The 11,390-nt window shown below is 62.2% G+C and carries 11 protein-coding genes and 2 pseudogenes; 8 read left to right on the top strand and 5 right to left on the bottom strand.

Annotated features, from left to right (window positions below):
- From EGJ34_RS17455 to EGJ34_RS17440, 4 genes and pseudogenes are all read left to right on the top strand, one after another.
- Positions 1 to 266, top strand: a pseudogene (locus EGJ34_RS17455) (hypothetical protein); the annotation flags it as partial.
- Between the two features lie 134 nt (positions 267 to 400).
- The gene (locus EGJ34_RS22325; protein ID WP_185750224.1) at positions 401 to 550 is read left to right on the top strand and encodes a hypothetical protein; all 150 of its coding nucleotides are present in this window, start codon (positions 401 to 403) and stop codon (positions 548 to 550) included.
- Between the two features lie 178 nt (positions 551 to 728).
- Positions 729 to 1,370, top strand: a complete 642-nt coding sequence (locus EGJ34_RS17445; RefSeq protein ID WP_125361745.1) for a hypothetical protein — start codon at positions 729 to 731, stop codon at positions 1,368 to 1,370.
- Entirely contained in the window at positions 1,367 to 2,707 is a 1,341-nt protein-coding gene (locus EGJ34_RS17440; RefSeq protein ID WP_125361744.1) for an XVIPCD domain-containing protein, read from the top strand. The genes EGJ34_RS17445 and EGJ34_RS17440 overlap by 4 nt, the downstream gene beginning before the upstream one ends.
- Before the next feature lie 55 nt (positions 2,708 to 2,762).
- Here the strand turns inward: EGJ34_RS17440 and EGJ34_RS17435 are convergent, their stop codons facing one another.
- A complete protein-coding gene (locus tag EGJ34_RS17435; protein WP_125361743.1) occupies positions 2,763 to 3,863 on the bottom strand; it encodes a DUF4189 domain-containing protein in 1,101 nt (366 codons plus the stop codon).
- Complete coding sequence (locus EGJ34_RS22320; protein ID WP_185750223.1) at positions 3,847 to 4,311, bottom strand: DUF4189 domain-containing protein; 465 nt, start codon at positions 4,309 to 4,311, stop codon at positions 3,847 to 3,849. The genes EGJ34_RS17435 and EGJ34_RS22320 overlap by 17 nt, the downstream gene beginning before the upstream one ends.
- A 358-nt stretch (positions 4,312 to 4,669) precedes the next feature.
- Between EGJ34_RS22320 and EGJ34_RS17425 the strand changes: the two genes are divergently transcribed.
- The 3 genes from EGJ34_RS17425 (at position 4,670) to EGJ34_RS17415 (ending at position 8,058) form a co-directional block, all read left to right on the top strand.
- A complete protein-coding gene (locus tag EGJ34_RS17425; RefSeq protein WP_185750222.1) occupies positions 4,670 to 5,488 on the top strand; it encodes a hypothetical protein in 819 nt (272 codons plus the stop codon).
- Entirely contained in the window at positions 5,485 to 6,585 is a 1,101-nt protein-coding gene (locus EGJ34_RS17420) for a type IV secretion system protein (RefSeq protein ID WP_125361740.1), read from the top strand. The genes EGJ34_RS17425 and EGJ34_RS17420 overlap by 4 nt, the downstream gene beginning before the upstream one ends.
- A 321-nt stretch (positions 6,586 to 6,906) precedes the next feature.
- On the top strand, positions 6,907 to 8,058 hold the full coding sequence (locus EGJ34_RS17415) for a hypothetical protein (RefSeq protein WP_260477043.1): 1,152 nt from the start codon (positions 6,907 to 6,909) through the stop codon (positions 8,056 to 8,058).
- Positions 8,059 to 8,065: 7 nt separating this feature from the next.
- Here EGJ34_RS17415 and EGJ34_RS17410 read toward each other — a convergent pair whose 3' ends face one another.
- From EGJ34_RS17410 to EGJ34_RS17400, 3 genes are all read right to left on the bottom strand, one after another.
- Positions 8,066 to 8,302, bottom strand: coding sequence for a DUF1653 domain-containing protein (locus EGJ34_RS17410; RefSeq protein WP_125361739.1), 237 nt, complete (start codon positions 8,300 to 8,302; stop codon positions 8,066 to 8,068).
- Between the two features lie 10 nt (positions 8,303 to 8,312).
- Complete coding sequence (locus EGJ34_RS17405; protein WP_125361738.1) at positions 8,313 to 10,097, bottom strand: EAL domain-containing protein; 1,785 nt, start codon at positions 10,095 to 10,097, stop codon at positions 8,313 to 8,315.
- A gap of 103 nt (positions 10,098 to 10,200) precedes the next feature.
- Positions 10,201 to 10,572, bottom strand: coding sequence for a response regulator (locus EGJ34_RS17400; protein WP_125361737.1), 372 nt, complete (start codon positions 10,570 to 10,572; stop codon positions 10,201 to 10,203).
- Between the two features lie 294 nt (positions 10,573 to 10,866).
- Here EGJ34_RS17400 and EGJ34_RS17395 point away from each other — a divergent pair.
- A pseudogene (locus tag EGJ34_RS17395) lies at positions 10,867 to 11,390 on the top strand (histidine kinase); the annotation flags it as partial.

Below are 11,390 nucleotides of genomic sequence, written 5' to 3'. Positions count from 1 at the left end.
ACCAGACCAAGGATCTGTTCAAGCGCTGGCTGTTCTACGGGATCGGCACGATGTTCTCGATGGCGGTACTGGCCGCAGCGCTTGCAGACCCAGTGTCGAGTACAGGTGACCTGATCGGCGGTGTATCCACTACTTCACGAGCGCTGGGCTTGGAAACGGTTCGGGCGCAAGCTTTGGCGGAATGTAGTAAGCAGAACGGAGGTGGCAAATGCGCTTTGTTCTACTCAGCTTGCAGCATGTCGGAGTACAAGGCTGCAAATCAATGAGTCATCGCAGTCGGAGATGAAACCTTTTGACATAGGTGCCTGGTGCCGAATATTTAGGACAAGGAAGCAGGCAGGCGGTAGTCCACTGTCGGAAAGTCGATGCGATGCAGGAGCGCTCAGGAACGTGCGAGCCGGTGCTGAAGTTCGCCAACACCTGCCTTGCTCCGGCTTGCAGCGAGCAGGGTGGCTTGTTCTGGAATAACGGGTATCCGAAGGGCCACGCCGGAGCAGATGCGGTCAAGGAATGCACTGCGTCCGGTGGCACCGCCAGCCAGAGCGCCTAAGAGGCCTTTTCAGGGTTGAACTATGCCTGCAACGGGCGCGAGCGCCTTCCTCTACCGGCTGGGCCGTGTGTCTTTAGAGGGCGTAGGAATTGTCCTATGGTGCCGTTGGGCGACGGTCGGCATGATACGCCATCGGCGGCGATTGGCCGCGCTTCGGCAAAGCGGGATGGTGGGCGACATGACGACACGTGATGGTCGGTGTATCCCCGCGATGGGATTGTTGATGCTGTTGCTCATGCCGGGCTGTGGGATAGGGTCCGTCAGTCCTGGTGCCCGCTGGCAGCAACAGGTAAAAGAAAATGAGTCGCCCAAGCAGGGAATTGACTTCAGATGGACCGTCCGCGATGCGCCGGGCCCGTTTGAGAAAGTTGTCGGGCGTGCACAGTACGACGTGATCAACTCTGGCGAGTGCGGCTATGTGCAGCCCGCCACCGGTACTCCCACGGGGATGACCACCTCGATGGAGGTTCCTTTGGTGAAGATCTCAGACGTGGAATACAAAGGCACTGTGTTTCAGGATCTTCTGAAGGACGGCAACTATTACGGCCGGGCAGAATGCAGGTGGGGGCTGGCAGCCGTGGCAGTGGTCTTCCGTGCAACCGGCGCTGCCGACGAGACACGGTTTGACACATTGATGAACCGGGAGTCGCTCATCGCCGGCGATACAGTGGAGAAGTTTTATCTTGATAGGGACTATCCCAAGGTAGAGCGCGTCCCTGCATATCCTGCGTTTGGAGAGTCTGACGTCAACCGGTATGTCCCAGCCTTCCGACAAGCGACGTTCAGTGCGTCGATCAGGTCTAATGGAGAGAAAGAATGAAGCGCGATTCATCGGAGTTGGCCCACCTTTCCGATCACGTCTACCTTGATCTGAAGCCCGGCATTCGCAGAGATAATGAGGTGGAGACTTACCGCATCTTCGGGCGCGAATATCGAATCATCGAGCACGTCAACAACAGCGTAACGGGCTACCAGGGTACGAGCTATCAACGCCAGGATACAGGGCAGGTGTTTGTTGCTCACAGGGGAACAGAGGGCGTCGTGCAGGACGTCGGTGCCGACGGTGCAATGGTTGCTTTGCGAGTAAATAGTCAAGCCCCTGAAGCAATTCGACTTACTGCTCGAGCAATTGAGGTCGCTCAACGCATGAGTATCAATAAGGGAACGCCTTCTGACGTCATCGTCACCGGACATTCGCTCGGCGGCGCATTGGCCCAGGTCACGGCCCACCATTTTGATCTGAAAGGCGAGACCTTCAACGCCTACGGCGCTGCCAGCCTGTCTCGTCGCATCCCGGTGGGGGGCAGCTCCGTCATCAATCACGTCATGGCCAATGATCCGGTCAGTGCGGCATCGCCTCACTACGGTGAGGTGCGGGTGTATGCCAAGGAAAGTGAGATCGAGATTCTTACGGTGAATGGCTATCGCGAGGGGTTCTCGCTGGGAAGCATTTCTGCTCTACCGGTGCAACGCGTAGCTATGACCGCCGGTATGTCGCTTGAGTCACACAAGCTGATGAACTTCACTGGCCCAGACTCGGTCCTCGAATACACAAGCCATCGCGATCTGGCTGACGCGAACCGAGAGCTGATCCAGAAGTACCGTGATGAAGTCAAGCACGTCCGCCAAATCGTTCCGTTGAGTGTGACGAGTGGCATAGGTCTGGCCAAGCAGTTGATTGACGAGCTTCGCGATCCGCTTCCTGCCGGTGAGCCGGCCCGCCGCGAAGAAAAGGCACGTGAACAGCCTGCACCCCTGCCGCCCGACTCAGTGTCGCCGTTGCTGGGCCCCGGTCATATTGGCTATCCGTTGTTCATTCGCGCACTGAGTGGCGTCCATGAACTTGACCGTTGCGCAGGACGAACGCCAAATCTGGAGAGCGAACAGTTGGCTGGTGCCTTGGCTTGCCGCATGCATGAGCTGGGTGGCAAGCAAATCGATCACGTCCTGCTGAGCAAGGACGCATCCATGGCGTTTGCTGTTCAGGGAAGCCTGTCTGATCCAGCGCATCTGCGCGCATCGGTGCCAACCGTTGCGGCGATGCATACGCCGCTTGAGCAGAGTGCCCGTCAGATCGAGAGTCAGGCGAGTGTCCAGCTGGCGCAGCAGGATCTGGACCAGGAGCAGGTTCGCAGCATGGCACGTGGCATCAGTTGACGGTTGCGCCACAATGCGTACAGATGCTGCTGTAGCAGCATCTGTACGCCGCGCATTACTTCTTCTTCATGCACTCATTGAAGACGATGGGGCAGGTCGCCGCGCCCGAGCTGATGCATTGGGTCATCGCGATTTCTTCCGCTTCGGCCTGGGTGGCACCTTTGCCGCCGAAGCTGTCCACGCGCCCGTCGGCCTTGTGCAGCCGGATGGCTGTCATGCACTGACCGTAGGGCACCGCAACCAACACCTTGCAGTCACCGCCGCCGCACTTGCTGATCGCGGTGTCGGTGGCGTCGGTCTGGTTCAGGCCCCAATGAATGGCATAGGCCTTCGGCCCGCTGCCGGCGGCAATGGCGGTCCAGGGCTCGGCCATGCGCATGACGCCTTGCGCGCGTTGCTCCAGTCTTTGCTTTCCCTCGTCATCAGAGCCGTGGTATTTCTTGTCAAGATCGATCTTGGCCGTTGAGGTGCCGCGACGTTCCAAGGGCTTGGCAATGTAGTCCTGGGCACCTGGGAAGTACTCGAACTTGGCCGAGGCAATATCACCCTTGGCGGTGTGATTCATGCGGTTGGAAAAGCGCTCAAGGCCGCTGTATGCATACTTCCAGCCCGTGCACATGGCCTGTTCTTTCGGGCTGTTGCAGTTGCTGCCCCCTGCTGCGGTGCACGCGGCGTTTGCCGCCTCGCGGGCCTTGCCACGGGTTTCGCCCTGATCCCAGTACATGCCGCCCTGCTCACTGTAGGACGGCGCAACGCAGCTGTTGGCGAAGGTGAGGATCGGCGAGCAGACGCCCTTGCACTCGTCCATGGCGTCCATCATCGGGATGGTCTTGTCCTCGGCGTTGAGCTTGACGTTCCAGGAGCCGTCCTCGGTGCTGACCACCACCACGCCCCACCAGTCGCGGGTAGCGTCCTTGGCGATCTTCTCACGCTTCCTTGCCAGCATGGCTGCCCGGAGCGCCGCATTGATCTGGTCTTCGGCGGTGGGGACATACGCTGCCGCGACCGGGCTCTGATGCCAGACGATGTAGTTCACCTGATTCTGGTAATCGATCTGCCTCTGCACCTGCGCCTGGTTCCCGTACGCCAATGCCGGCACCAGGGCCAGCAGCGCACCCGCAAGTCCGATACGGACGGCCTTAGAAACAGTAGTCACTTTGCGACTCGCACTGGGCACCGCCGGCGGCCTTGCACTGGTCCAGTGACTTCCGGGCCAGGTCGCCCGGCTTGGTTTTGCCGGTTTCTTCCACGTTGACGAACAGGGCACGGACATTGGGCTTGGCTTTCTTGTCCACCGCCAGACCCATGCAGTGGTTGCGAACCGGGAAGGTGACCAGCTCCACGCAGTTCTTGTACTTGGCCTTGCACTCCTGCAGCGAGCGGATCTTGGCCTCGGCGGCGCTGGCCCCCATGTTCTGGCTGAGCTGCTGGTCGGTGTCGCTGACCGCCATGCTCATGTAGATCTCCATGCCCTCGGGCATCTGTGAGCTCATGGTGCCCGGCGGCGGCAACCCTGGCGGGGTCTGGGCGAAGGCGGTACCGGTGGCCAGAATGGCCAGCAGGGCCCAGCGCGCCCGGCGTGGGCAAGGTGCGGTGTGCTTCATGTGTTGTCCCCGTTGAATGACCAGCCCCGGCTCGACCGGGGACGCTGGCTGCATACGATAGCGGGGAACAGGTAGCTCGCGTATAGGGGTTTTCCTACAACTGTTGACGGGTCTCGATGCCAGCGTCTCGCAAGTTGAGTCGAAAGCGTCGTCGTCATCGGTCTTGCTGCACGGAGGCGCGCTGAAGTAATGCGTTCCCGATGCGAAGCTGAAACGGCTGGGGTCCTTGCGGCATCTACGTTTGTGAGCGCGGGGCGGCGAGGGTAGGTTATTTCTGATCCCAGGAAGGGCAATAGTGATCTTCTCTGGCCCCACCTGCTGATGCATTGTCCGCGCCACCACACTACAGGGGCACGACATGCGCCAGCGACCCAGAGGGCCTTCTCGACCAGATATCAACCACATCCTGAGCAGAATCAGGAAGATCCTGCGTACGCGACTGCGCCCGTTGCTGATCGCGACAGGCATCGTCGTAAGTGCCCCGTCTGCGCAGGCCCAGATGGTGGTTTCCGATCCGCCCGCGCTCATGCAGAAGATTTTCCAGTACATCATGGATGCGAAGGCGTACACAGAGGAGGCCAAGCGTTGGGGTCAGACGGAAGAGCAGATGAAGGAGATGCAGTCCATCTTCAGCGCACTTGAGTTCGAGATGGCACTTCCCGAGGGTATGCGCATGGAGCCCGTGGCGGACGACTACCTCGTGGAAAAGGTGTGTGGGAGGGGCAGTGGTTCTTCACTCCTGCAGCAGGGTTTCGCAGCGTTGAATATCGGCAGAACGGATGACGTGCAGAAGGAGCAGCGGAACATCTGTGTGAGCATCCAGATGGCCCAGAACCGCAAGTACAACGACTCGCTGGAGTTCCTGGAGAAGACCATCCAGCAGGCGAGGGAAGCGGAACGTCAGAACCTGGAATCCCGGAACTCGGACAACAACACGTCGGGAAGCGTGCAGGCGACACAGAGTGATTCGGCACGGCTGGGTAACCAGTTGCAGGTCCTGGCCCAGGAGTGGTCGACAAGAATGCAGGCCTACGACGCCTTTATTGCCGCCATGCAGACACGCCAGAACGTCATTGCCAGAGCTGCGTTCAAGGGCGATTCGCAGGCGCGCGCCGTGACCGACGTGGTGAAGACCGTCGCACTGAAAGAGGCGCTGGAAAAGTGGGTGCAGGAATGAGCATGTGGCTGGCGGAGGGAGGGCTCACCCTCGGGGATTTCGCTTTCTTCAGTTTGATTCTGGATGCACTCGAGAAGAAGGTTTCGAACTTTGGTGGTGAAGTGTTGGGTAGGTTCATGAAGTGGGTCGGCTTCATGGGCGTAGTCTTGTTGACGCTATGGGTGGTGATGCAGGGGTATCGCATCATGACCGGGCGCAGTCGCGATTCAGTCCTGCTGACGGTGAGCGATGTGGCATGGAAGGCATTGATTGTCAGCATGGCGTCGACCATGTCGTTGTTCGGGAAAAGCCTGGTCGTGCTTCTGACCACGAACGTGCAGGGCGTCATTTCCACACTGGTCACGGGCCAGCACGAATTGCCGGCGAAACAGATAGATGCTGTCCTGTGGCAGATGCAGGTAGCCCTTGCCAGCATGGACGCCATAACCGTCATCAACGATCCAGCATTGGAAGGCGAGAAGGCGCAGGCGAAGTTCCTGATCGGCCTTGGAACGGGCGGGCCGGCGATTACCGCCGGTGCCATGTTGTTGCTGTACCAGATTGCGATATCACTCTTCATCGGCCTGGGGCCGTTGTTCATTCTGTGCCTGCTGTTCGACCAGACAAAGGCGTTGTTCCAGAAGTGGCTGTTGTACGGAATCGGCACCATGTTCTCCATGGCCGTGCTTTCGGTCATGGTTGGCTATGCATTGGGCATCGTCATTGCGGTGTCCAAAGCGTTCTGGGTCGACACGCTGGTGACCGGGCTTCTTCTGGGGGGCGACGGGGGAACCAGCTACAGCAGTCAAGCCATGCAGCAGGGCGGGTTGGGACTCATTCTTACGGTCCTGATCGTCAGCGCTCCGCCGATGGCCGCGATGTTCTTCCAAGGCACCTTGGGCAGCTTCATTGCGCATTCCCAGGTTGGTGGGGCACAACCCGCGCCGCAAAATGCGCCAACTGCGTCTGCGCCCGGTCTGGTGAGCGCGTCACCGCAGGTGAGTGAGCAGAGTGCTCCTGCGCAACTTGTGCTGTCTGGACCGGCTCAACGGGCCGCGCTGCCGGGTGCGGCGCATGAGCCAGGGCGGTTGGGACTCGCGAACAAGCGGGATGCATGAGCCCGGATGGCATGTTGCTGCGGTGCAGCTATGCAGAGGGCGGTTCGTGCCAGTGGCACGGTTAACAGGATTTTACGGTCGAAGATGTGATCTTCTTCAAAGTTTCTTCACTTTGCCGCGACACGGATTTCACGATTGGTGTAGGGTGTCCGCGTCGGGGGCCCGGCCGTGGACGGAATGGACATTCAAGGGGGCTTGGAATGTCAGCGGATGTCGCCTCGACGCAGGTGTACGGTTGCCGCCTCCGGCATCCGTCTACCCGAGTGTCGATTTGCGTCGCAGTGGTCCCACTCACTCAACTCCAGCTTCAAGGACGAATACATGCGTAAAGCATCGCTTCACTCCCGGCACGTGCGTGCCTGTCGTTCCACCTCGCTGCTGCTGATGCTGCCGTTTGCGCTGGTCAACGCGCACGCCCAGGACGCGGCGGATGCACCTGCCCCCGTATCGGAGGTCGTTGCCCAGCCTGCGGTGCCTGCCGCCGCCAGCGACGCTGCGCCGGCAGCGGAAGCGCCTGCTGCAGTAGATGCTGTCGCCCCGGTTGAAGCACCGGCGGCGCCCGCTGCAGAACCGGCTCCGACCGAGGTCGCAGCAACTGTTGCGCCCCCGGCGCCCCGTCCGCTGGTGGTACCGGTGCTGGCCAACCAGGACAACGCCATCGAGCGCCAGCTCGGCGCACGCTGTCCGAATGATCTGGCTGCGCGTCTGGCCAATCAGGAAAACCTGCTGGTGGGTGCCTGCCAGGGCGTCATGCCGGCTCATCTGGCCAATGCATTGAAGGCCATCCCCGAACAGCAGTTGTTGCTGCCGCGCGCGGCGCGCGAGCGCCAGCTGAGCCAGAAGGCGTGGTTCAAGGCCGTTCCGGGCTATGGCGTGCGGCCCGACTTCATCGCCGTGCAGAACGGTCTGTGGGTGCGTTCGTTCGAAGGGGCCGATGCCTCGACCACGGTGTATCTGGTCTCCGGTCCGTTTACCTGTGTGGATGGCCGTTACCCGGACGCGAACGTCGGCAAGACCATGCGCCTGTCCACCGGCAATTGCCGCGAGGCGCTGGTTGAGCAGCGGGTGTACCAGGTCACGGCGGGGGCCGCGCCGCAGGACATCACCGCGCAGGTGATGCCGGCGCAGCCGCTGCTGTCCGATGCCGACAAGAAGCGCTATGGCGTGGAAGGCACCGGCGTGCAGCTGGATCCGGGCAAGCTGCAGTATGGGCCGGCGCTGCGCTGGTATGCCGATGTGTCCACCGAAGGCAAGTCCGAGCCGCGCACCTACGGTGAGTGGGGACGCCTGCACCTGGGCTTCCTGGTGTGGACGGGCGAGCGCTTCGAACCGCGCGATACGGTGCCGCGTGGCATGTGGGCCTGCGATCCAGTCGCACCGGGCGATGCCGCGTGCAGCGGCTATGCCGACGCCGGTCGTGACCCGTTCGTGGTCAACAGCACGGCGGTGGTGGGCCAGAGCGCCGCGCCCTAAGGTGGCCTCAATCGGCCGTGATCAATGCGAATCGCGGCCGCATCACCCCTTCATGCTCGATCTGCGCGCAGAACATCGCGTACGGGCGGACCCAGTCGCCACTGTCCTTGTCCAGCGGTCGATACAGCACAAGCGGTTCCAGCGTTTCGCTGTGGCGTACCACGCCGAGCACGCGGTAGTTGCCGCCCTTGAAGTGGCGGTAATGCCCGGTGGGCAGGGTGGGGAGCGGGGCGAGATCAGTCATGCGCCGCATTTTACGCGTCGGCGAGCGGGCCCGCGCGGCAGGCCAGCACAAGCTGGGTGACCGCCTCCGCCCGCATCGGCCGGGCCAGGTGGAAGCCCTGTGCTTCATCGCAGCCCCAGGCGCGCAGCAGCTCCAGCTCGGCTTCGTCTTCCACGCCTTCGGCGACGGTGCGGTAACCGAGCTGCTCGGCCAGCCGGATGATCGCATCCACTTTCAGGCGCGCGGTACGCGATTCGGCCAGCCCCGTGATCAGGCTGCGGTCGATCTTGATGTGGCTGATCGGCACCTCCGCCAGGTATCCGAAGTTGCTGTAGCCGCTGCCGAAGTCATCAATCGCCACGCGAACGCCGGCGGCAGCCATGGCTCTCAGCTGGGGCAGGGCAGCGGGGTGGCTGTGCAGCCACTGTCCTTCGGTGATTTCAATTTCGATCAATGAAGCGGGCAGGCCGTACATCTGCAGGCGCTCGGCCATGCGCTGCCACAGCTGCTCGTCATCGAAGTCGCGCGGCGAGAGATTCAGCGACACCGCAAAACCGGGCAGCACGTTCTGCCAGCGCGCCGCCTGCTGCACCGCCTGCTCCGCCACCCAACGGCTCAGGGTGGGCATCAGCGCGGTGCATTCGAGCACCGGAATGAACTCCGCGGGGCTGACCGGCCCCAGCGACGGATGCGTCCAGCGCAGCAGCGCCTCGGCCGATACCGGCACGCCGCTGGTCAGGTCGAAGCGCGGCTGGTAGACCAGGGTGAACTGGTCCTGGCTCAGGCCGCGCCCGGCATCGGAGGCCAAGCGGTAACGCCGCCGCAGATATTCGTCGCGGTCCTTGGAGTACCAGCACACACAGGCGTCGGTCTGCAGCGCATGGTGCATGGCAACCAGGCACTTGCGCAGCAGGTCGGCGGTCTGGTCTGGTTCGGGCCGGAATGCGCAGACGCCGGCATGGAACTGCGGCGACATCGGAATGCTGCCCACCATCAACGGGCGACGCATGCGCTCCCGCAACCGGTCCAGCAGGGCTTCCACCTGTTCGCGGGACTGGTCGCGCAACACGAACCCAAAGCGGGTGGCGGCCACGTGGTAGACCTGGGCGAACTCGCCGATCATGTCCTGCACCCGCAGCGAGGCCTGCCGCAGCAGCGACTCCACCGGCTTGAGGCCCAGCACCTGGCCGGCATCGGTGGTGCTCTGCAGGTCGAACACGTCCAGCAGCACGCCGGTGTAGTGGTGGCCGCCGTCCTGCCGGCCCAGCACGCCCAGGTCAGACTGGAACTGCTGGCGGTTGGGCAGGCCGCTCACTGCATCGCGCCGGCCCAGCGACATCCGCAGTTCCATCTGGTTGACCACCAGCCGTGCGAGGGTCTGCAACTGGCGGATCTCGTCCTCGTCCAGCACACGGGGCTGGCGGTCGATCAGGCACAGCGCACCCAGCGCGATTCCGCTGCGGGTCACGAGAGGGGCACCGGCGTAGAAGCGCAGATGCTCCGGTCCGGTGACCGCCGGGTTGTTGTTGAAGCGCGGGTCCTGGCTGAGGTCGGACACCTGCAGCACCGCGTGCGACTCGATCGCGCAGGCGCAGATGGACCATTGGCGCTCCACCCGCACCAGCGACTCCAGTCCTACGCGGGAAATGGAGTGCTGCGCATCGCTGTCCACGATGGAGATCAGCGCGATGGGGACGCCGAAGGTAAATGCAGCCAGTTCGGTGATCGGGTCCAGCGCCCGGCCGAGCGCCGGGTCGAGCACATTCAACGCTTCAATCAGCGCGATCCGTTCCAGTTCCTGTGTTCTGTCGAGCATTCCGTGTGCCCTGTCATACGGAAGACAGGTTCACTATCCAACCGGCGCTGCAAGCCGATGTGAATTGTTGCGGCGTGACATGAAGCGTTCACGCCGGTAACGGTCACGGTGCGGTGGCGGGAGCCTTGAGCAGCTTGATCAGCTGATTGAGCCGGTACGGCTTGGGCAGGAATTCCACGTGGTCCGGCAGCGGCTCATCCAGCTGCGAGCGGGCATAACCGGACGACAGAATCATCCGCGCGTTGGGCAGTGCACGGGCGACATGTTCGCTCAGCTGCACGCCGGTCATGCCGTTGGGCATGCTGATGTCACTGAACACCACGTCGAAGTCGCCGTGCTGCTCGATCATCTGCAGCGCCTCCGGGCCATCCACGGCGGTGTGGATCTCGATGCCGAAGTCCTGCAAGGCCTGGCCCATCAGCTCACGCAGATCGTTCTGGTCTTCAACCATCAGGACGCGAAGGGGCTCGGACATGCTCGACTTCCTCAAAGACAGATGATGACCCAATGGATTACCACCGCAGGCGAACCGGTGCGCGGGTGGCAGGTGGGGGTCAGTACTCAACTGTACGCGATTGCGGGCGACAGGCGGTAGGCCGAAAGGCACTTCCCAATCGCAGATCGCCACGGGCCATGCGACACGCGGTGCCTTGAACGTTCAAATGTGAATAAATTGTCAAGAAAAAGCCGAAAGTGGCTACCTATTGACGCATAACACCCCTTTAACGTGTTCAGGTAACATCAGAAATCTTTTGTATCGGGACACCCCATGAATTCTGCGCCCACCGCACGCGATCGTTGGATCTGGCTGGCATCGGCCGGGTTGATGGCCCTGACGATGGGCCTGGAGTTCGTGGTGCCGCTGGGCTACGCGGTGTGGTTGACCTATTTCATGGCGGTGGGGGTGACCCTGTTCCAGCGCCGCGTCGAGGTACCGTTCCTGGTCGCGGTGGGATCGACGATCCTGTTGATGATCGGTTACCACATCGCGCCGGCCAGTACGAACTCGGCGTTCTCGTTCGTAAACCGCACCATCGGCGGGATCTGCTTCCTGCTGATGGCGGTGACGGTGATGAAGGCGATCCAGTCGCGGCGTATCGCGGCCGACGCGCTGTGGTTGCAGGAAGGCGAGAACGCGGTGACGGTCAGCCTGCGCGGCGACCCGGACCCGCGGGTGCTGGCAGACGAAGCCCTGCGCACCCTGTGTGCGCGACTGAATGCAGAAGTGGGCGCGCTGTACCGCCTGCAGGGCGAGCGCCTGCTGCTGGTCGGCGGCGCGGCGCTGCCGGCGCG

The organism is Stenotrophomonas sp. 278, assembly GCF_003935715.1.
GTDB classification, from domain to species: Bacteria; Pseudomonadota; Gammaproteobacteria; order Xanthomonadales; family Xanthomonadaceae; genus Stenotrophomonas; species Stenotrophomonas maltophilia_AH.
Note: the sequence above shows the minus strand (reverse complement) of the source record. Positions and strands in the feature narration are given on the sequence as shown.